This is a genomic window from Bradyrhizobium sp. WU425 (genome assembly GCF_021052305.1).
Classification (GTDB): domain Bacteria; phylum Pseudomonadota; class Alphaproteobacteria; order Rhizobiales; family Xanthobacteraceae; genus Bradyrhizobium; species Bradyrhizobium canariense_D.
This window is the reverse complement of record NZ_CP088089.1, coordinates 6,802,214-6,823,819: the sequence shown is the minus strand read 5'-3', so window position 1 is coordinate 6,823,819 and position 21,606 is coordinate 6,802,214. Positions and strand designations below refer to the sequence as shown.

The window sequence follows — 21,606 nt, the reverse complement described above, 5'->3', positions numbered from 1 at the left end:
CCCGACCTTCGGGGCGCCCCTTACAGGAGGACACGATGGATCTCGCATTCACGAAGGAAGAGCAGGCGTTTCGCGAGGAAGTGCGGACATTCTTCCGCGACAACGTGCCGCCGGATACAAGGCGCAAGCTGGTCGAGGGCCGCCACCTCTCCAAAAACGAGACGGTGACGTGGTGGCGCATCCTCAACAAGAAGGGGTGGGGCGTCAGCCACTGGCCCAAGGAATATGGCGGCACCGGCTGGACAAGCGTGCAGCACTACATCTTCACCGAGGAGCTACAGTCCTATCCGGCACAGCCACCGCTCGCCTTTGGCGTCAGCATGGTCGGTCCCGTCATCTACACCTTCGGGAACGAGGAGCAGCAGAAGAAGTACCTGCCACGCATCGCCAATGTCGACGATTGGTGGTGCCAGGGCTTCTCCGAACCCGGCTCCGGCTCTGACCTCGCCTCGCTGAAGACCAAGGCCGAGCGCAGCGGCGACAAGTGGATCATCAACGGCCAGAAGACCTGGACCACGCTCGCCCAGCACGCCGACATGATCTTCTGCCTCTGCCGCACCGATCCTTCCGCCAAGAAGCAGATGGGCATCTCCTTCATCGTGTTCTCGATGAAGGCGAAGGGCGTCACGGTGCGTCCGATCCAGACCATCGATGGCGGCGCCGAGGTCAACGAAGTGTTCTTCGACGACGTCGAGGTCCCCTACGAGAACCTGATCGGTGAGGAGAATAAGGGCTGGGATTACGCAAAATTCCTGCTCGGCCATGAGCGGACCGGCTTGGCTCGCGTCGGCCTCTCCAAGGAGCGGCTGCGCCGCATCCGCGATTTGGCCTCAAAGATCGAGTCCGGCGGCAAGCCGCTCATCCAGGATGCCGCGTTCCGCGAAAAATTGGCCGCCTGCGAGATCGAGCTGAAGGCGCTCGAGCTGACCCAGCTCCGCGTCGTCGCCGACGAAGGCAAGCACGGCAAGGGAAAGCCCAACCCGGCATCCTCAGTGCTGAAGATCAAGGGCTCCCAGATCCAGCAGACCACCACCGAGCTCTTGATGGAGGTCATCGGCCCGCTCGCCGCGCCCTACGATGTGCACGGCCATGATGGCTCGAACGAAGCCATGGACTGGACCGCCCAGATCGCGCCGAGCTACTTCAACAACCGCAAGGTCTCGATCTACGGCGGCTCCGACGAGATTCAGCGAAACATCATTGCCAAAGCGGTGCTAGGACTTTGACCCGCGAATTACGCAATTGCGCGGTGGGGCGGGATCCAACAGGCCGCGGCGGTCGCGAGCATGGCAGGCGGCCGCGTTTATTGGTTCCCCGCTTTCCCGGGTTGACGTCTAAGGGTGAGCCGACGGCAGGGCAATTCCCGCCCATTTGGAGAGCAGCATGGATTTTGATTTGACCGAGGAGCAACGGCTTCTCAAGGAAAGCATCTACGGCCTGCTGACCGATTCCTACGATTTCGAGAGCCGCAAGAAGTACATGAAGGAGAAGGGCGGCTGGAGCAAAGCGGTCTGGGGCAAGCTCGCCGAGCAGGGCCTGCTCGGTCTGCCCTTCGCGGAGGCCGATGGCGGCTTCGGCGGCGGCGGCGTCGAGACCATGATCGTGATGGAAGCGCTCGGCAAGGCACTGGTGCTCGAGCCTTATCTCGCAACCGTCGTGATCGGCGGCGGCTTCCTGCGCCATGCGGGCAGCGATGCGCAGAAGGCCGCGCATGTGCCCGGCATCGTAGACGGCAGCAAGACGCTCGCCTTTGCCCAGCTCGAGAAGAACTCGCGCTACGATCTCTTCGACGTCACCACGACGGCGAAGAAGAAGGGCGACGGTTGGGTCATCGACGGCGAGAAGTTCGTCGTGCTCAACGGCGAGAATGCAGATACCCTCATCGTCACCGCGCGCACCAGGGGCGAGCGCCGCGACAAGAGCGGCATCGGCGTGTTCCTGGTGCCGGCCGACGCCAAGGGCGTCGTCAAGAAGTCGTACCCGACCCAGGACGGCCTGCACGCCGCCGACATCACCTTCACCGGCGTCGAGGTCGGTGCCGATGCGGCGCTCGGCAATCCCGACGACTCGCTCGCGCTGATCGAGCGTGTGGTCGACGAAGCTCGCATCGCGCTTTGCGCCGAAGCGGTCGGCCTGATGGACGAGTCGCTTAAGACCACGGTCGAGTACATCAAGACCCGCAAGCAGTTCGGCGTGCCGATCGGCTCGTTCCAGTCGCTGCAGCACCGCGCCTCCGACATGTTTGTCGCCACCGAGCAGGCGCGATCGATGTCGATGTTCGCGACCATGGCTGCTGATTTCGAGGACGCCAAGGAGCGCAGCAACGCCGTTGCGGCGGCCAAGGTGCAGATCGGCAAGTCGCTGAAGTTCGTCGGACAGCAGGCCATCCAGCTCCACGGCGGCATCGGCATGACCATGGAGGCGAAGATCGGCCACTATTTCAAGCGCCTGACCATGATCGAGAACTCGTTCGGCGACACCGATTACCACCAGCGCCGCGTCGGGAACGCGGGTGGGTTGATCTGACACTGGTCGTCATCCCGGGGCATCGCAACCTGTCCGCCGAAGCTCAAAGAGCGAAGGCGGAAGCGATGAGCCCGGGTCGCGAGCGAAGCGAAGCAATCCAGTATCTTTTCCACGAGACAGTCTGGATTGCCTCGTCGCTTGCGCTTCTGGCAATGGCGGAGCAGGCGGAATCAGGGAAGGTGACAACAATAAAAATGGCCCGTTCGATCTCACCGCTAAGGTGGCCGTCGTTACCTGCGCCTGCCGCGCCATGAACTGTGCATTTTCTTTGCAAGGACGCCCGGGGAAGAACGAGAAGCGGACTGCCGTAGGCCGCGCCGGCGATTCAGACATCGGAACGCCTAGTGCACGAATTTATCGATATGCTGAGGTGTTCCCGACACCGACCATCGCGGCTCCAACGCTCGGACATTGAATCACGAAGTCGCGACCCGCTGAGCCCGTTAGCGAAGATCGATGATCCGTGCACTTCGCCGTCAACTCATCGTCGGCATGACGAACTCAGCTCCAGAGCGAATGCCAGTAGGCCACCGTGTCGTGATCGTCTTCAATTTAGTGTAGAACCGTATCCCTTCGGGTCCATGCATGTTGTGATCACCAAACAGGGACGCCTTCCACCCGCCGAATGAGTGGAATGCCATCGGAACCGGGACCGGTACGTTGATGCCAATCATCCCGACTTGAATTTGATGCGCAAATTCGCGCGCGACATCTCCGTCCCTCGTGAAGATGGCGGTGCCGTTGCCGAACTCGTGCGCGTTGATCATCTCGGCGGCCTCATCGTATGATTTGGCGCGTGCGACGGCGAGCACCGGTCCGAAGATCTCCTCCTTGTAGATGTTCATATCGGTCGTGACGTAATCGAACAGCGTCCCCCCGATGAAATATCCCTTCTCGCAACCCTGGCGCCGGAAGTCCCGCCCATCGACAATCAGGTTTGCTCCCTCGTCTACACCGATGTCGATATAGCCACGAACCTTGTCGAGATGCTGCTTGGTCACAAGCGGCCCCATCTCGGCATCGGGATCGGTTCCCGGGCCGATCTTCAGAGCGCGAACCTTGGGCGCAAGTTTTTCGATCAGCCGGTCGGCTGTCGCGTCTCCGATCGGGACCGCGACCGAAATCGCCATGCAACGCTCGCCCGCGGCGCCGTAGGCTGCGCCCATCAGCGCGTCAACCGCCTGATCCATGTCGGCGTCCGGCATGATGATCATGTGGTTCTTGGCGCCGCCAAGCGCCTGACAGCGCTTTCCGTTTCGAGTGGCCATTTCGTGGATGTAGCGGGCAATCGGAGTGGACCCGACAAAGCTCACGGCCACTATGTTGGCGTCGGACAAGATGGCGTCGACCGCTTCCTTGTCTCCATGAACGACGTTGAAGACGCCATCGGGCAATCCGGCCTCCTTCAGCCACTTCGCCAATATGAGCGAGGCGGACGGATCGCGTTCGGACGGCTTGAGAATGAAAGTGTTGCCGCACGCGAGGGCGACCGGAAACATCCACATCGGTACCATCGCCGGAAAATTGAATGGTGTAATCCCGGCAACAACGCCGAGCGGTTGACGTAGAGAGTAACTGTCGACGCGACTTCCGACGTTCTCTGTCACCTCTCCCTTGAGAAGATGAGGTGCGCCGGTGGCAAACTCCACGACTTCCATGCCGCGCTGAATCTCCCCCTTTGCGTCCGACAGCACCTTGCCGTGCTCGCCAGTAATTACTTGGGCGAGTTCGTCGATCCGATCCTCTAGAATTCGCAAGAAGCGATTGAGGATTCGGGCGCGACGCAACGGAGGGGTGCTCGCCCAGGCCGGAAACGCCTTTCGTGCCGCCGTCGCCGCCGCACGGACGTCTTGGACCGAAGCCAATCCAAGCGTCCCCGACTGTTCGCCCGTCGCGGGATTGTATATGGCCACGGTACGGGTGCCGCGGCTTGGCACCAGCTCGCCATTGATGAAATTCGGAATCTTTGTCGACATTGAGCATTTCCCTGCAAACAGAGCTTGATCACCGTTGGTATGCAGCGCATACAATCGTGCATCAACAAGTGAATGTGCGGCTTCGTTGTGCAGAAACTGTAGTCGATGGACTGGGAACGGGTTCGCATATTTCTTGAGGTCGCGCGAGCGGGGCAAATCCTGAAGGCCTCGAAGAGTCTTCGATTGAATCATGCGACGGTAGCGCGGCAGCTTAGTGCCCTTGAGCGAAGCTTGAACGCCAAGCTGCTCGAACGACATACGTCCGGGTGCATTCTGACCCCGGCGGGCGAGGCGTTGGTCGCCGCAGCGGAGCGCGCGGAGAGCGAATTTCTCAGAGTAGGCTCCAGAATCGGCGCTACCAGCCAAGCACTCGCAGGTACCGTACGCGTCGGTGCGCCCGACGGTCTTGGCAACTATTTCCTTGCAGATCGGCTCGGCATGCTCGCCGCGAAACATTCGAGGCTCGTTGTTCAATTGGTGCCGTTACCACGAACATTTTCGCTGTCGCGGCGAGAGGCCGACATCGTTATTACGTTGGATCGCCCCAAACGGGGACGATTAATCCTGTCGAAGCTGACCGACTACACACTCAGCGTCTATGCGGCGGAGCAATACCTTGGGCGCGAGGGCCCGATCATAAGCCAGGATGAACTCGGCGGCCGTTTGTTCGTGACGCATGTCGGGGACATGACTTACAGCCGCGCCTTGGACTACGCTTCCGTTCTGGGTCGCCTCATGTCACGTCGATACGAATGCAGCAGCGTGGTCGCGCAGATCGAAGCGGTTCGCGCCGGGCATGGCATTGGGATCCTCCACGACTATGCAGCGCAACGGTATCCGGAATTGAAGCGCTTGCTGCCCGAGGTCCGGTTCGTGCGCAATTACTGGATCACGTCTCATCCCGATACGCACGAGACACGCCGGGTCCAAGAGGTGCATCGGTTCATATCCGGATCCGTGAAGGCCGCGAGGGCTTCGTTCGTATCGGACTGAGATGGCCCGACCAAAGGCGAATGCATCGAACGGCTTCTCCAGATTGGCACCCGCTTATCGGACGAGGCGGCGTCAGATGGCAATCAAAGCAAAAGGGATCCAGGTGCATCGGCTCGGTGCGGATGGCCCGGAGAGAGAGTTCGTGATCACGACGACTCTCGCGAACAAGCCAATAACAACTGGTCCAACGCGCGTGCTTGGAAAGAGCCGCCTCAACAGTTTCTTTTTCGGGTTCCCATTGTCACCGTTCAGGACAAAACACCAGTACACTCTCATGGTACGCATCCGACGGATCGGGAGGGCGCTAGCTGAACGTCGCCGCCCGCGACTTGAACGAGGTACCTATTCTTTGCTTCCTCGGACGTGACAATAACACCGTTAATCCGCTCTGCTGTTTTTGTCAGTCGAGTCAAAGACTGGCGTATCCCAAGCTGATCGGCTAACTCTTTGGTGCGCAGAACCAGGGTGCTGAATGCATCGCCAGCGACGTCAGCGTCGTCCGCGGCGGGAAGCACTTTCGAGGGGCGCCGCGTCAGGGTCGGTGTGCCATCTCGCAAGCAGACGGCACTAGCATCGCCGGCTAGGCTGGGCATGTACAGACGTCGCTCATTTGTTCTCGTGCGTGGTGAAGGGGGCGAGGCGCGGCCGAGCTGACCTTCGCCGAGGTCGGTCAACAACACCGCCTCACTGCGGCCAAATAGCTATCCGTTCTCGCTGAATAGGATCATGGGCCGCGTCGAGGGCCTCGTCGGCCACGGCGAGAAGCAATCCGAGGAAATTGCGATGCATCCGTGACCTTCCTATCGGCCAAGCGCATAGGCCGGGCGACGGGGATCCGCGGCGGCTTCGAGCGTCCCCCCCGGCCGTTGGCGGGCGACGCATACCGCACCCGCGCGCCACGCCCAGTCCGGCCAGACCGCAACGTCGTGACCCAGCATCCGGAGATCGGAAATCTGTTGCGGGCCTAGGCGTTCTTCAATGTTGAGGCGGCCCGGATGCGCAGCGTGCGGTTCGAACGAGTCTGGGAAACTGTAGCTCGCGAACCGAGCCGCCTCGACCGCCGCTTGCGGCTGCATTCCGAAGACTTCTAGGTTCAGCCAGACCTGGAGCAGGGCCTGGAGTTGCACATCGCCGCCCGGAGTGCCCATGGCGGTGAAGGCGCCATCCGCCGCTCGGGCAAGGAAAGGCGCGGGCGTCAGGCGCGGCCGCTTGCCGGGCGCGACGCCTGAAGGATGTCGCGGGTCGGCCCACGACTGGCTGCCCCTCGAAGACGGGCACAGCCCGGTTCCGGTGACCACCGGTGTGTCGTAGGAAACGTCGCTGGGAGTGGCGGAGAACACGTTGCCCCGACGGTCGACAACCGCGACGTAGGAGGTGTCGAGCGCGGCGAGCTTGGGGGCCGCGAGGACCCCGCCGTCGATCCTCGCATCGCCGCCCAGGTCGCCAGGCGGTGGCATGTCGGGCCAGGCCCGGCGCGGGTCAATGAGCCCCCGCCGGCCTGCGGCGTATGCCGGGTCGAGCAGCGAGCCTAAAGGAACATCGGTGAAGCGCGGGTCGCCGAAGTAGCGATGCCGGTCGGCGAAGGCCAGCTTGATGGTCTCGACCAGGGTGTGAACGTAGGCGCTGCTGTTGTGGCCCAGACTAGCCAGGTCGACGCCCGCCAGCATTGTCAGCATCTGCAGCAGCGCCGGGCCTTGGCACCAGGGGCCGCAGGCGTACATCGTCGATCTGCGGAACTTGGCGCTGACCGCCGGCTCTATGCCGACCTGGAAGTCCGCCAGGTCCCGCATCGACAGCAAGCCGCCATTCTCCTCGTGGAAAGCCACGATCGTTCGCGCGATGTCGCCCCGATAGAAGGCGTCCCGAGCGGCCTCGAGGCCTTCGACACGGCTCCGGCCTCGCGCCGCCGTCTCGCAGTCGGCCATGTACTGCAGAGTGCGGCCAAGATCGGATTGGACGAACAGATCACCGACCTCGGGCGGACGTCCCCCCGGCAGATAGATCGTCGCGGAGCTGGGCCATCTCGCATAGCTGTCGGCGTAGGTGTGTAGCAGCTCCGCCATCAGCGGATACATGACGAAGCCATCACGCGCGAAACCGATGGCGCTTTGCGCCACCTCTGAGAAGCTCATGGTGCCGTAGCGAGCCAGGGCCGTGATCCAGGCGTCCGGCGCGGCTGGAATGACAGTCCGCAGGACCCCCTCCGGGATCGCGCCGCCGTGCTCGCGCATGAAAAGATCTGGATCAAGGGCGCGAGGCCAGCAGCCCAGGCCGCTGATGGTGATTACCTCGTCGCGTTCGGCCAGGTAGAGAATGATCGGCGCGACGCCGGCGACGTTAACAAGCTCGCTCTGCACGACGCCCAACACAAGGCCCGCGGCCACGCCAGCGTCGATCGCGTTGCCGCCGCTTTCGAGGATCTGCAGCGCGGACTGCGCCGCGAGATAGTGGCCCGCTGAGACGACATGGCTCGTCCCGGCGATGGTCGGACGCATCGAGGCCAGGCGGTGGGCCGTGCCCAGTCCTGACAAGGAATCGATACTCATGGTGCGACCTCGCCTCGGAATGTCGCCGCGCGAGCCGCGCGCCGCTGAGCCAGCACGGCGCGGACGGCGAGCTGGATCTGGAAGACCAGCGTCATGAAAAGCCCGAAGACGTTGGAAAGCGAGGCGCTGCGAACTGCTGCCGATACATTATCGTGGCCGACGGCTGTGAAGGCGATCAACGACTGCACGGTCGACGGGAGCAGGGTCAGGAACAGAAAACCGGCCGGCAGCCTGGGGCTGAGAACGGGTGCGGTCAGGCGCCCGACGGCCAATACCGGCAGGGGGAAGAGTACGAAGGTCAAGACCAGCACCTCCAGGTGCAGCCGCCAATGGCACGCGCCCGCCGGTACCGCGAGACGGGACAGCCTCGCCCCGTGCGGGAGGGACAGCAGGCCGATTCCGATTTTCGAGGGCTCGCCGAGCATGTGTGCGGCCTCGCCGCGACTGGGGACCGGGAGCGCCCCGACACGACAGCCGCCAGAAATGCCGGCGGTGAACGAGTCGGGCCTCGGACGGCGGAGGGTGGTAACGAGCGTGGTCATGCGGCGAGCAGCAGTGGGGTCAGGAGATAGGCGAGCGGCTTGGTGACCGCCTCGTCGCCAGGATGATAGCGGCCGGGCTCGTGCAGAAGGTTTAGGGCGCCCAGGCAGCGTCGGTCGAACAGGATCGGCGTATTAATCACCGAGCCCAGCCCGAGACCCGCCAGTTTCGCATGGTCATCGAAGGCCCATTCAAGGTCGTGTGGGTGGCTTCCGATGAACACTTCGCCCCGTACCAGCACATGCTCCGTCCAGGGCAAGCCGCGCTTCGACTTCCTGCCTCCAACGGGATAGGCGTCGGCGTGGCTGCTGTAGAGGCGCTCGAGCTCCATGGTCGCTGCGTGCAGACGCATCACGGTCAGCAGCCGATGGCCCAGTAGACATTGGGCGATTTCGTCGATGACCGGCAGAATCGCCGCTTTCGGGCCAGTCCTTGCCGCCTCGGTGACCCGCGCCAGGTCGTCGCCGCCGATCACAGGAGCACCACGCGCAAAAGGGCCTCGATTGGTGTGGGCAGCGGCGAGACCGTGTTCGTCTCGTGCAGCATCATCGTGATCACTAACTTCTGCGCCATGCCTCACCTTCTCGTTCCCGAATTCGCGACGATCCCCCTCCACAGACCTCCAGCCCTGCTGGAAATCCATCGTTGGCCCGCTCTCGGCTCGCTCGGGCATAGCAACCCCGCAGGCAGGGCAAGATACATTCGGGCCGCGGGGTTTTTGGGCGAAGTTCATCCATCAGCGCTGGATTGCAGCCAGGCTGCGGCGCCTTGCGCTGGAATTGATCGAAGGGGCGGCGACACCTGGGCAGGGAACGAGCGGCGGCGCTGATCGATGATCGGCGGGATGCGATCTCTACCGCGAAGGCACTTTGACACGACCGAGCGCGTTGGACCTTAGCCTTGATGGGCGCAGAGCGCCGTGCGCGAATGCTGTAGAAAGCAACCGGCGGAAGAGCCGATCTGACGCGCCGTGGCGGCGAAAGAGGACAGAGGCGATTGCCGTCTGATGGGCAGCCTCATCCGGTAAAAAATATTGGAAACACCGACGGAGTTCTTGCGCTTGCGGCTGAACCACAACGAAAATTGATGCAGAACAACCTATCGGCGCAGAATGGCCGTAGTCCACAGACCGGCCGCTCTCCATCGCCGTCCGGCCCGCCCGGGACTTTGGCGCATGCGGCCGGTCGGCTACGGCGCTGCGGCTCCCAACGCCGGATCGAGGTCTCGCCGACCCCGAGCTCGGCCGCCAATTCCGCGACTGACCCTCTTACTGCGCTGGACGTAGGCTCGCGTCTTCGGCGTCGTCGCAGCGTTGGCGTGCAGGCTCGGCTCCATGATACGAGGCGCTTACTTGGCGCTGGTTCAGGTGTCGCACTTACCGACCCGACCAATGGCGCCACGGAGTCCCGAAAAGCGGAACGCATTCTTTCCAGGGGAACTTCTCCCGTACGTCTTGCTCCACCTCTGCCGCGGATCGGCGCCGTCGCGCGGCGACGCCGACAGCCACACGAACCGGCCACGTTCAGCATCCACCTGAGGGACTCCCTTGAAGCCGCATGGTTCGGCCTGCCATAATTAGCTGCCGAGCGACAGCTAGTCGCCTTTCGCCCCGGGCCTAGAGGTGGGTTACGACCGGGAGAGACGCGCTAACCGCTGGCCACACCGATATCCGGCGTCATTGCGGCGAAGTTTGCATAATCTCTGCAAAAATCTGCTTGAATTCGCGGACGACGACCGACACCAAACCGCAAACTGCAGCAAACAAAAAAGGCTCGACCCACACAGATTTTGTCCCAATCAGCTGTCCAGGGGAAGGAAATGTCAATGCTCAAATATATGGCGCGTCGTGGGAGCGTGCGCCTTGCACCCTTCGTGGGCGCGGCGGCGCTGCTTGCGATTTCTTCTTCCGCGAATGCGGAAACGCTGAAATGGGCTCGCCGTTTAGATGTTCAAACGCTTGACCCGCATGCGTATAACGAGGGCACCACCTATACGTTTAATCAGCAGATCTATGAGCCCCTCGTGTCACGAGACGATGATGGCAAGCTCATCGGTGTGCTGGCGACAGAATGGCACATGCTCCCCGACCGGCCTGACATATGGGAGCTCAAGCTTCGCCAGAACGTCACCTTCCACGACGGAGCTCCTTTCACGGCAGAAGACGTTGTATTTTCGATCCGACGAGCCATGGCGCCGACGTCGAACGTGCGCACATACGTAAAAGCGATCGAGTCCGTCGTCGCAAAGGATGCCAATACCGTACAGATCAAGACCAAGGCCCCTAGCCTCCTGATGGCGGAGAATCTGACGGTCGTCTTGATAATGAACGAAGCTTGGGCCGAGAAGAACGATTCCGTGGCCCCGCAGGACTATCAGGCGAAGAAAGAGAACTATGCGGCGCGCCATGAAAACGGCACGGGCGCATACCGGCTCGTCAGCCGCGAGTCCGATCGCCGGACAGAACTGGTGGCATATGATAAGTACTGGGGTATCGGTCAATTCCCGCTGAGCATCGATCGAATTATCTATACACCTATCCAGTCGGACGCGACGCGCGTATCCGCCTTGATTAGCGGCCAGGTCAATTTTCTGCAAGATGTTCCTCCCCAGGATGTCTCGCGCCTCGAACAGAGCCCCGACCTGCGAGTAGTTAAGGGCCCTGAATCCCGTACCGTTTTTCTTGGCGTCAACATGGGGGAGGATAAACTTGCAAGCGGAAACGTGAAGGGGAATCCCTTCGCGGATAAGCGGGTCCGTCAAGCCATGAATATGTCTATTGATCGTCAAGCCATCCAGAAGACGATCATGCGGGGGCAGTCCATCCCGCTTGGGACGATCCTTCCGCCATCCGCCAGCGGCTTTACTCAAGAATTGGGAAGAATGCCGAAGTTCGACGCCGCAAATGCGCGGCAGCTCATGATGGAAGCGGGCTACGGCGATGGTTTTTCTGTAACCCTCAATTGCACCAACGATGGCATGGTTAGCGATGAACGCATCTGTGAGGCGCTAGTGGCGATGCTGGCGAAGATTGGCATAACTGTAAACCTGGACGTGCAGCCCTCCGCCGCAGTCTGGCCGCTGGTTCTTCACCGGAAGACCGACTTCTACCTGATGACTTGGGGTGGGTTCAATTCTCAAATCTTTTTTGAAAACCTTGTTCACTCTCGGGGCACTTGGGCTGGGGTTAATTTCAAGAACCCAGAGATCGACGCGAAAATTGATTCGCTTAGCTCGGAGGCCAGCATTGAAAAGTACAACGCCACCGTCGCTGAAATTTGGAAGGTCGTCCAGGACGAGTGTTTCTATCTTCCGATTCACGCGCAAATGTTAGCGCGTGCAATGCAGAGCAAGATTCACGTCACATCACACGTCGGCAACATGATCTATGTAAAGAACGTCAAGGTAGATAAATGACTGGCTTCTTCCTGCGCAGACTGGCGTCTGTTTTTCCGGTGATGCTGGTCACGGCCTTCCTGTCCTTCGCCGCCTTTCATTTTATCGGTGATCCGCTGCAGAACATGCTGGGGCAGGAGGCCAGCGCGCAGGACCGCGCACGCTTGGCGGCCGAACTGGGTTTCGACCGCCCCTTTTACATCCAATTCCTCCGGTTCGTCGGCTCTGCACTTCAGGGTGATTTTGGCATTTCCACTCGCGTGGGACGGCCGGTGTTGGATCTAATCCTTGAACGGCTGCCTGCGACACTCGAACTAGCGCTACTGTCGTTTTTCTTCGCGATGTCGGCAGGCATTGCGCTCGGGGTGATGACGGCGTTGCGTCCGAGCTCCGCACTGTCTCGGGTGAGCATGACTGGCTCGCTGATTGCGGTATCGCTACCTAACTTTCTGATCGGCATCGGCCTGATCTATGTCTTTTCGATTAAACTTGGGTGGCTGCCCTCATTCGGGCGTGGCGACACAGTAAAGATCGGCTGGTGGACAACTGGATTACTGACCAAAAGCGGTTGGAAGGCCATTCTCCTGCCGGCAGTTTCACTGGCAGCTTACCAGCTTACGCTGATCTTGCGACTGGTTCGCGCTGAAATGCTTGAAGTCATGCACTCCGACTACATTCGGTTCGCGAGAGCGCGGGGCTTGCCTAAGCGGCTCATCTATTTCTCGTATGCATTGAAGAACACCATGGTCCCGGTGGTCACGGTTGCTGGCCTGCAGTTAGGATCGATTATCGCATTCGCCGTAGTAACGGAGACGGTGTTCCAGTGGCCCGGCGTCGGGCTGCTCTTCGTTAATTCGATTCGTTTTTCAGATGTGCCGATCATGGCAACATACCTTCTCATTGTGTCGTTTATTTTTGTTGCCATCAATATGGTGGTGGATTGCATCTACTACCTCTTGGACCCTCGTTTGCGCGCGGTAGGGGGCATCAAGTGAAGAGATTGACCAGAAAGTTTGCGGCGCTGTTCGGTTCAGATATCGGTCACTCCTTCTTGCGCTCTCCCGGGGCACTTTTCTCGACCTTGGTCCTGCTAATCCTCATTGCTGCAGCCTTGGGTGCCCCTCTGCTGGCTCCGCAGGACATTCTCGAACCGCGCACATTCGACCTCTTATCGGCAAACACACCCCCGTGGAGCGCAAACGATCTTACCGGACATTTTTACGCCCTTGGCACAGACGGCCAAGGTCGCGATGTTCTCTCGGCGACTCTTTACGGAACGCGGGTTTCCCTTCTGGTGGCCCTTGTCGCTGTCCTGTTGTCGATGTCGATCGGCGTCACACTAGGTCTGGTGTCAGGGTATTTCGGCGGGCGTACCGACGCGGCAATCATGCGCATTGCAGACGTTCAGCTGTCTATCCCTGCGATCTTCATTGCTCTGTTGATCTCGGGCTTGTCTCGAACGCTTTTGGCTCCCGGAGTTCGCGATACGCTCGCGGTCTACATGGTCATTTTGGCCATTGGATTTTCCGGATGGGTCACCTACGCACGCACGGTGCGCGGCGCGGTCATGGTGGAAAAGCAGCGCGAATATGTCCAGGCTGCGCTAATGATCGGGCTGCCGACGCGCACGATGCTTCTGCGGCACATTCTTCCAAACGTTCGCCGTCCCATTCTCGTTATAGCAACAATCTCGCTTGCGCTTTCCATCATTACAGAAGCCACTTTGTCCTACCTCGGCGCGGGCCTGCCTCCTACCCAGCCCTCTCTGGGAACGTTGATACGCAGCGGTCAGGATTTTCTGTTCGCGGGGGAGTGGTGGATTCTAGTTTTTCCCGCCGCAGCGCTCCTGACGCTCGCGCTCGCAATTAATGTTCTAGGGGACTGGTTGAGGGATGTGCTGAACCCGAGGGGCCTTTGAACATGACATCCGGCCGACCTCCCGTTCTTTCAATTCGCGGGCTCTGCGTTGACTTTCCAAGCCGTCATGGCACGCTTCATGCTGTCCGCGATGTCAGCCTCGAGATAGCACCTGGCGAAATACTTGGGATTGTCGGCGAGTCCGGCGCAGGCAAATCGACTGTCGGGGCGGCGATCACGGGCTTGCTCCAGGCTCCAGGACTAATTAGCGCGGGCGAAGTTCGGCTTTCCGGCGACATCATCGATGCGCGAGACGTCAAAGCTATGCAGGCGTTGCGCGGGAGACGCATCTCGACCATTTTCCAGGATCCGTTGACCAGCCTTAATCCACTCTTCACGATTGAGAGGCAACTGGTTGATACGATCCGGGCCCATCGGGCTTTGTCACGGGCTGAAGCGCGAGCCGAGGCGGTGCGTCAGTTGGAGGCCGTAGGCATCCCTGAGCCCGCCCAACGAGTGAAGAACTGGCCGCATGAATTTTCGGGCGGCATGCGACAGCGCGCGGTCATCGCGCTCGCCCTCTGCTCGCAGCCCGAACTAATCATTGCGGACGAGCCGACGACGGCACTCGACGTGACCGTCCAAGCACAGATTTTGAAACTGATTCAGAACTTGGCTCGTGAACGTCGGGTAGCGGTGATGCTCATCACCCACAACATGGGGGTGATCTCCCAAATCACAGACCGCGTCGCGGTAATGAAATCAGGCGAAGTCGTTGAGCTAGGAACGACATCGACAGTGCTTAGTCGTCCATGTCACGAATACAGCCAAGCGTTGCTATCGGTCGTTCCGCGTGGTGACGTGAAGCTTAGTCGTTTTCCGGTCGCTGGGGCCGCTAGGAATATCGATGCCGCCATGAAGTGGTTGCTGGAATCTAACTCGCAGCACGGCTCTGGAGGCGCTGATGCACTTGTGGAGCTGCGCCGAGTCAATCGGGTTTTTGGAGTTCCGCGGCTGTTTGGAAGCGTGACGCACGGGGCATTCAAAGCGTTGGACAATGTGAGCCTGTGCATCCGCCGCGGAGAGGTGATGGGGCTTGTCGGCGAATCCGGGTCCGGGAAAAGCACGATCGCTAGGATTGTCGCTGGCCTGAACCCTCCGAGTACCGGTGAACTGCTTTTCAATGGGGAGGATGTGTACGCCGCGAGGTTCGAGGTGCGCCAACATATCCGCCGCCAGACCCAGATGGTGTTCCAAGACCCATACTCCTCTCTAAACTCGCATATGCGGGTGGCAGACATAATCATGGAGCCAATGATTCACTTTGGACTCGCAAAGAATAGGCAGCTGGCAGAACCATTAATGTTGGAACTCCTGAACGCTGTCGGGTTGGAAGCAAGCGTGGCCGGCCGATATCCGCATGCGTTTTCAGGCGGCCAACGGCAACGCATTTCAATCGCCCGTGCCTTGGCTAGCCGTCCGAGCTTTCTGATTTGTGATGAACCGACGTCGGCATTGGACGTCTCAATTCAGGCCCAAATTTTGAATCTTCTGAAGGACCTACAAGAAAAGCTATCGCTGACCATGCTGTTTATCAGTCACGATCTGCCTGTGGTTCGTCAAATGTGCGACAGAGTCACGGTGCTGCAAAAGGGTCAAGTCTGTGAAATTGGGGAGGCGGACGACGTGTTTAATCATCCGCGACATCCTTACACCGAATCGCTCCTTTCGATGATACCGAGCATGCATCGTCCGATCGAGCTCATCCAGGCGACGTCCTAGGGTGTAAACCGATCGAGCTGACTCGTGATGCTCAACGACCTAACGTCATTACTCGTAGGCTCCTGCAGTCTCTCTAAAGTCGCTGCGTCAATAGAAGCAGCCGCAGAGACAATCAATCCTCCTTGTTTCCAACCCAATCGCAAGTCCATCGCGCACAGGGTCCGCGAGAAGTATGATCCTCTAAAATCAATCGGGAGGCTCAAGCCATGCTCTCAAAACTTCCACGCACCGCTATCGACATTTTTCGCGCGAGCCCCGAAGTATTGGAGACTATTCGGAAGGCCAAGCTATTCGGCTGGTGGGATCATCCACTCGAGGGTGCCGCCACGGACAGGGCAGAAATGAATGACATTGATCGGGCGTACTGGTTTTACAAGTGCGCCAACCCCGTTACGCGAACTTCAAAGGACGTGTCTGATACGCTCTTTTTGAATGATAGCTCGATCGTCAAATTGCCTGATCGGTTCGAAAAGAGCAAATCAGTGACAATGAGCGCGGTTGGAGACTTGATCCAGGCCAATGGACTAGAACATTCCAAGGACCTACTCTTCGACGGCATCGAGGATGTTGTTTTTGGGAAAGACATATCGTTCGCAAACTATGAGTCTCCTGTGGCAGAAGAAGCTGTCGTCAGGGATGCCATAGGGGACGGCCGTTCAGCCACGATGTGCTGCTCGGCCGCCCAATATTCGACACTGACGCAGCATATGGGGAAGCGCTTTTCAGTGCTCAACCTGGCGAACAATCACGCGCTTGACTTGGGCATTGAAGGGCTCAACGCCACCCAAACTCTCTGCTCGCAGAACGGAATTCTAGATATTGGCGCACCGCGATGTGTCGAAGAGTATGGCAAAGGTCGGCTTCTTACCAAATTGGGAATCAACATAGGGTTTGTGTCGGCAACTTTTGGTCTTAATGCCCGGCAACTGCCGGCCGGTCACGGCCATCGAGTCCATGTGTCAAGGCTCGTCTCGAAACACGTACCAGCTGACTTGGAGCTTCTTAAATCACAGATCAGAGACTGTAAGGAGCAAGGCAGTGACTTCATCGTGGCCTCCGTCCATTGGGGGTTCGAGCATGAGTTTTTTCCTAGACTCTCACAAATTGAGGCCGCCCACGCATTGGTTGAGGAGGGTGTCGATCTACTGCTTGGACATCACCCGCACGTGATTCAGCCGATCGAATATTACAGAACACAAAGGGATCCGAACCGTGTGGCCACCATTGCGTACTCCTCCGGAAGCTTGACTTGGGATTGGTGTACGGCCCCACATCTCATTCTGAGCATAATTTTGGACATCGAGTTGGCCAAAGGCCAGATAGATGGCGCAAATCGTACTTACATCGAGAAATGCGAGATAGTCCCTGTCTTCCGAAGCATTTTCTACCGCGATGACAAGAAACTGATGCGCATCGAAAAACTACGACAGCACATCGCCGCCGAGAGCAACGGAGTAGGCGGCTTGAAGGAGATGGAGCACTACGTCAATCTGATTTCCGGCCAGGCTGGATCGTGACTGCCGTCGTCTCGATTGCCCCACAGTCAGTGTTCGTATGACCTGATCGCGGAGTCGTCAGCACGGTCACGGCTCCACGCGTCGGGCGGAGCCGTGCGGTAGATAGCCGAGGCGACCCCGTGCGGCCCTTCGGATTGGTAGTCATGTCGCCAGTTGTTCGATCGGTGCCCCAAATCCGTGAGGCTCGCATCAATACTGCCGCCGCATTGACGGGCCGTTAGGGAGTGCTCACATCCGGGTCACCTTTGCGCCGCTGAAATCTCCGATGGCTGGGTCGCCGACAGGGCGGCGGACGATCGCCGTGGTGAAATCTTTCGAAAGGTCGCTCGAACGCTGAATTGGAGCGTTGACACGGGGCTCGTTGCAGTAATCAATATGGACATATTGGGCTACTGTCGGAATCAAACGTAACGCTGTTTAATGGTAAGCGCTCAGCCGGGGCCCTATTGAGCCTGGCTTGACGCTTTGCGGAATCGCCACGGCATGAGGTCTTCGATTCTGCTATGGGGATGGCCGTCGATAATGGCCTCGAGTGTTTCGGCGATGTAGGCGGCCGGGTTGATGTCGTTGAGCTTGCAGGTGGCGACGATCGACGCGAGCAAGGCCCAGTTTTCTGCCCCGATTTCATGACCGGCGACGAGAGCGTTTTTCCTGGTCAAGCAGACTGGCCGGATGGCGTTCTCGACGGGGTTGGTGTCGAGCTCGAGACGCCCGTCTTCGAGGAATCGGGTCAGCCCCTGCCAATGATTGAGCGCATAGCGAATATCCTCGGCGAGGGTCGAACCGCTGGAGATCATCGACAGCTGTTTCTCGAACCACGACTTTAACGCGGCTACCATTGGCAGCGAGTGCTCCTTGCGCGCGGCCAACCGGATGTCCGGCGATGAGCCGCGCACCATGGCTTCGATAGCGTAAAGCTGCGCGATGTGCCGAACAGCGGCCTCGGCGATCGGTGACTTGCTGTTGCGCACCAATTTGACGAAGCGCCGGCGCAAATGGCTCCAGCAATGCACGAGCGTCCATGGCCCTTGCGGTCGAACGACTTCGTTCAACCGGTCATACCCGTCATAGGCATCGCATTGCAGGTAGCGTCCGCCAAAGCCGTCGAGGAACTGCTCGGCAAAGGCACCGCTGCGACCGGGGGCATATCGGAACAGCACGATCGGCGGACTTGGCCCGCTGTGGCCGCGGTCGTCTGAGGCGATCGCCTAGAAGTAGCCTTTCTTCGTTTGGCCGCGCCCGGGATCGAGTACCGGCGCCTTGGTCTCATCCACGAACAGCCGATCCGCCATGGCCAGGTGGTGGCGCATGTGGTCGGCGATGGGCTGAAGATGGAAGCAGGCGCCGCCAGACCAGTTGCCCAGTGTCGCCCGATCAAGCCGGATCCCCTGGCGCGCATAGATCTCGGCCTGACGGTAAAATGGCGTACGGTCGCCAAATTTGGAGACGATCACGTGCGCGATGGCCGCTTCGGTCGGCAGCCCGCCGGGCACGACGTGCTCCGGTGCGTGCGCCTGCACGACGGGGCCCGAGCAGCGGCGACAGATATATTTCGGGCGGCGCGTGACCAGCACGCGCCATTGCGCCGGGATCACGTCAAGACGCTGGCTGACGTCCTCGCCGATCTTCGTCATGGCGCCGCAACCGCACGGGCAAAGCGTGCTTGCAGGCTCGATGATCCGTTCCACCCGCGGCAAATGGACAGGCAAGCAGCCGCGATTGCGATGAGAACCATGATCTGGCGCGTTCCGTGATCGGCCCTGGATCACCGCCTCGGCCCTCTCCTGCGCGGCATCCAGTATGCCTTGCGCGATCTCCACGTCTTCGAGCGGCAAATGATACTGATCTGGTCGCAGCTTCTCGGATTTCGCGCCGAACCTGTCGCGTCGCAATTCGCCAAGAATGATCTCCAGGCGGCGTCGGGCTTCTTCCGACGCCGCCAGCGCCCCCTGATGCTCGCTCAAGGCCGCCTGCGTTTGCGTCAAAAGCGCCTTCAGGCGTTCGTTTTCGTCGCGCAGCGCCGCGATGCTCATGCGCTATTTCGAGCACATCGCCGCCGCGTGTGCCACGATCAAAATAGCTGCCGAGTCATTCTGCCGCAGCTATCCCGCCGCCTGCGGGCGCCGTGCTTCTTCCGGGCGGACCAATCTCCAATCCAGCCCTTCGAACAAGGCAGCGAACATCGCCGGCGATATCCGCATCACGCCGTCCGCGATCGTTGGCCAAACGAACTTGCAACCTTCGAGGCGCTTGTGCACCAACACTAGGCCCGTTCGATCCCACACCAAAATCTTGATCCGGTCCGCTCGTTTCGATCGGAACACGAAGGCTGCGCCGCTGAACGGATCGAGACGGAGCACCTCCTGCACCTTTGCCGCAAGCCCATCGTAAGTCGATCGGCCGCATTGCAACGTAAATCTTCAGATCAGCACCGGCCGCAATCATCGTGACGCTCGCACCGCACGGATCACCCGGGAGAGCTGCTCACCATCAATGTCCGTATCCGTCCGCAGCACGACATCACCGATCGCGATCTCAAGCTTGATCGCCGGAGTCTGACGCTCCTCCAACGCATGTTCCACGACCAGCGGCGCGAATGTCGGCGGGGACGCCTCGCACGGCGGCAACATGCCTCGCCGCCGCAGCAAGGGCACGACGTCGACGCCGGGCGAACCAAGCGCCGCCGCGGCAGGTGGGGGGGAAAGTTCCGGCGCGATGTCTGCCGCCGCATGAAGACTTGAACCTCGACGCCGGCTGCCTCGGCCACGCGCCGCTGGAGCAAGTCGCAGACGCGTTCCCCGATTACTACGTTATCCACGGTTCCAATCGCCCATCAACGCAAGCGAACGTGGCCGCGAGCCCGTTGCTTGTTGTCTCAGGTAAGTCGGTTTCGTTTTCAGATTATAGAAGACGAAATAGCCGTTCGTTCAGTCCAGCTTATAAAGCGATCTGTTATTTTTATATAAGATTTTTCTGGCGCCCTCAATTGCCTCATCGAAGCTAAGGCTTCCTCCCACAACGTGTTCAGTGAGAGCCTGCGCCAAGTATCGCTTGCCCCAGCGACCAGCAAGCCAATAGAGCTCAGGAATATGAACGGCGTCGCTTGCATACATTATTTTGGAGAGTGGAACTACCTCCATAACTTGCATGTATCTCTGGAACAGACTCTGATGCACGAATGGTGTCATGATCGACAATTCAAAATAGCAGTTTGGGTACAAATGACTAAGCCAAGCGGCCTTTCCTACCGACGGATAACCTGCGTGTAGAGGAATTATCTTCGGCATACGCATTACGTCATCTCGGTCGAAGCGGCACACCTCCTCAAGAAAAAAGGGATCTTGATTGCGAAGTATCACAGAAGGAGGTTCTCCATCTCCGGTATGAATCTGCATTGGAATGTCGCGCTTTAGGCACTCTTCTAGTGCGATTGTGAAATTGTAGCGGCGGAGATCTTTCGATATACTGTACGTGGCCTCTCGATCTCTGGCCGGAATCTTGTGAAAGGATTCCCTAAGAGTCTTCCAGGACTCCCGAGCCACTTCACGATCATAAAGTGGCCTGATCAAACCTATAAATGGGAGAAGATAGGACTTCATTCCATAGGATTTCTTTCCATAATTTCCCTCTCCTCCTCCATCGAGCATTTCGTGCATCCTCGTTACGAAGCGCTGCTCGTAGTCCTCGAATGAAATGTCGAGAGGAAAGAGCTCTCTTTGGATCATCTCTATCCTGGCGAGACGGTTGGTTCGGCAGGGCAGTATGGCTTCTTCAAACCGCGATATCTCGACCGCCCCGCAACCTTCAGCATATCCCGTATCCAGCATGATGTTCTCGTAGTTCGCATCGCGGAAGAGGCTATTTACGTAAGCCCAGTAATTCTTTCCGCGTTCATTCCTTGCCTCAATGACCGCCTCAAGTCTTGGCTCACAGCTCAAAAACTGCGAGAGCTCCTTAACAAGAAACTTAATGAATACGCTTTCTGCGATATCACGAGTGATACCAGCGACCTTGCTCTGGATGTCAAATGCCTTGTTGAGATCGTGCCTCGTTGCCTCGTCACCATTTAGCCAACTGTCATACACGCCCTGTGGAAAGTACGATGCGACAGCAAAACCGGCCAAGGATATGCGCTCCACATAGCGCTGCGGATTTGTTACGGCATCTCGATCGGTGATCAGGTGGCAATGCGTGTCGTCGATTGGCAGATCGTTGACTGCCTCAAACACTTTTATGAACTCGGGATGCTGCTTAGAGAGAAACAGCGGGAGGTGATCGAGCTGACTTGAGGGGTTGATTTGGGCGGTCATCGTCTTCGCAGCTCCCAGTCGGCCCGCAACGTCAATACGAGATGAAGCGCACAGTTGCTACGGTTCCTGGAATAAGAGGCTGGTTCCGAGCGAACCGAGTGCGCGCTTCATTCTAGCACGCATTCCTGAGGATACTTTGAGCGTTACATCGCGGCGATATGATGCA

Annotated in this window: 15 protein-coding genes and 1 pseudogene; 8 read left to right on the top strand and 8 right to left on the bottom strand. The window is 59.3% G+C overall.

From position 1 onward, the window contains the following. Positions 1-35 precede the first annotated feature (35 nt). The gene (pimC, locus tag BcanWU425_RS32770) at positions 36-1,226 is read left to right on the top strand and encodes a pimeloyl-CoA dehydrogenase large subunit (protein WP_231189156.1); all 1,191 of its coding nucleotides are present in this window, start codon (positions 36-38) and stop codon (positions 1,224-1,226) included. A gap of 157 nt (positions 1,227-1,383) precedes the next feature. Then, positions 1,384-2,526, top strand: a complete 1,143-nt coding sequence (gene pimD / locus BcanWU425_RS32765; RefSeq protein ID WP_231189153.1) for a pimeloyl-CoA dehydrogenase small subunit — start codon at positions 1,384-1,386, stop codon at positions 2,524-2,526. A 476-nt stretch (positions 2,527-3,002) separates the two neighbouring features. Here pimD and BcanWU425_RS32760 read toward each other — a convergent pair whose 3' ends face one another. After that, entirely contained in the window at positions 3,003-4,502 is a 1,500-nt protein-coding gene (locus BcanWU425_RS32760; protein WP_231189150.1) for a CoA-acylating methylmalonate-semialdehyde dehydrogenase, read from the bottom strand. A gap of 105 nt (positions 4,503-4,607) precedes the next feature. Between BcanWU425_RS32760 and BcanWU425_RS32755 the strand changes: the two genes are divergently transcribed. Next, a complete protein-coding gene (locus tag BcanWU425_RS32755; protein WP_231189148.1) occupies positions 4,608-5,495 on the top strand; it encodes a LysR family transcriptional regulator in 888 nt (295 codons plus the stop codon). A gap of 800 nt (positions 5,496-6,295) precedes the next feature. Here the strand turns inward: BcanWU425_RS32755 and BcanWU425_RS32750 are convergent. The 3 genes from BcanWU425_RS32750 to BcanWU425_RS32740 form a co-directional block, all read right to left on the bottom strand. Next, entirely contained in the window at positions 6,296-8,041 is a 1,746-nt protein-coding gene (locus BcanWU425_RS32750) for a gamma-glutamyltransferase family protein (RefSeq protein WP_231189147.1), read from the bottom strand. Beyond that, entirely contained in the window at positions 8,038-8,466 is a 429-nt protein-coding gene (locus BcanWU425_RS32745) for a bile acid:sodium symporter (protein ID WP_231189146.1), read from the bottom strand. Before BcanWU425_RS32745 ends, BcanWU425_RS32750 begins: the two co-directional genes overlap by 4 nt. 113 nt (positions 8,467-8,579) lie before the next feature. Continuing rightward, the gene (locus BcanWU425_RS32740; protein WP_231189144.1) at positions 8,580-9,056 is read right to left on the bottom strand and encodes a GAF domain-containing protein; all 477 of its coding nucleotides are present in this window, start codon (positions 9,054-9,056) and stop codon (positions 8,580-8,582) included. A 1,349-nt stretch (positions 9,057-10,405) separates the two neighbouring features. On the opposite strand from BcanWU425_RS32740, the gene BcanWU425_RS32735 reads away from it, so the two are divergent. The 5 genes from BcanWU425_RS32735 to BcanWU425_RS32715 all read left to right on the top strand — a co-directional run bounded on the left by BcanWU425_RS32735 (position 10,406) and on the right by BcanWU425_RS32715 (position 17,130). Beyond that, positions 10,406-11,995: an ABC transporter substrate-binding protein gene (locus BcanWU425_RS32735; RefSeq protein WP_231189142.1), complete on the top strand. Its 1,590-nt coding sequence runs from the start codon at positions 10,406-10,408 to the stop codon at positions 11,993-11,995. Further along, on the top strand, positions 11,992-12,969 hold the full coding sequence (locus tag BcanWU425_RS32730) for an ABC transporter permease (protein WP_231189140.1): 978 nt from the start codon (positions 11,992-11,994) through the stop codon (positions 12,967-12,969). Before BcanWU425_RS32735 ends, BcanWU425_RS32730 begins: the two co-directional genes overlap by 4 nt. Continuing rightward, positions 12,966-13,892, top strand: a complete 927-nt coding sequence (locus tag BcanWU425_RS32725) for an ABC transporter permease (protein WP_231189138.1) — start codon at positions 12,966-12,968, stop codon at positions 13,890-13,892. Before BcanWU425_RS32730 ends, BcanWU425_RS32725 begins: the two co-directional genes overlap by 4 nt. 2 nt (positions 13,893-13,894) lie before the next feature. Continuing rightward, the gene (locus BcanWU425_RS32720) at positions 13,895-15,613 is read left to right on the top strand and encodes a dipeptide ABC transporter ATP-binding protein (protein ID WP_231190956.1); all 1,719 of its coding nucleotides are present in this window, start codon (positions 13,895-13,897) and stop codon (positions 15,611-15,613) included. Between the two features lie 206 nt (positions 15,614-15,819). Further along, positions 15,820-17,130: a CapA family protein gene (locus BcanWU425_RS32715; RefSeq protein WP_231189136.1), complete on the top strand. Its 1,311-nt coding sequence runs from the start codon at positions 15,820-15,822 to the stop codon at positions 17,128-17,130. 443 nt (positions 17,131-17,573) lie between these two features. On the opposite strand, the pseudogene tnpC reads toward BcanWU425_RS32715, so the two are convergent. The 4 genes and pseudogenes from tnpC to BcanWU425_RS32695 all read right to left on the bottom strand — a co-directional run bounded on the left by tnpC (position 17,574) and on the right by BcanWU425_RS32695 (position 21,440). Beyond that, positions 17,574-19,163, bottom strand: a pseudogene (gene tnpC / locus BcanWU425_RS32710) (IS66 family transposase). A 69-nt stretch (positions 19,164-19,232) separates the two neighbouring features. Further along, the gene (tnpB, locus tag BcanWU425_RS32705; protein WP_212491081.1) at positions 19,233-19,490 is read right to left on the bottom strand and encodes an IS66 family insertion sequence element accessory protein TnpB; all 258 of its coding nucleotides are present in this window, start codon (positions 19,488-19,490) and stop codon (positions 19,233-19,235) included. An 81-nt stretch (positions 19,491-19,571) separates the two neighbouring features. Next, positions 19,572-19,760, bottom strand: a complete 189-nt coding sequence (locus tag BcanWU425_RS32700) for a hypothetical protein (RefSeq protein ID WP_231190999.1) — start codon at positions 19,758-19,760, stop codon at positions 19,572-19,574. Between the two features lie 297 nt (positions 19,761-20,057). Beyond that, positions 20,058-21,440, bottom strand: coding sequence for an amidohydrolase family protein (locus tag BcanWU425_RS32695; RefSeq protein ID WP_231189134.1), 1,383 nt, complete (start codon positions 21,438-21,440; stop codon positions 20,058-20,060). Positions 21,441-21,606 lie beyond the last annotated feature (166 nt).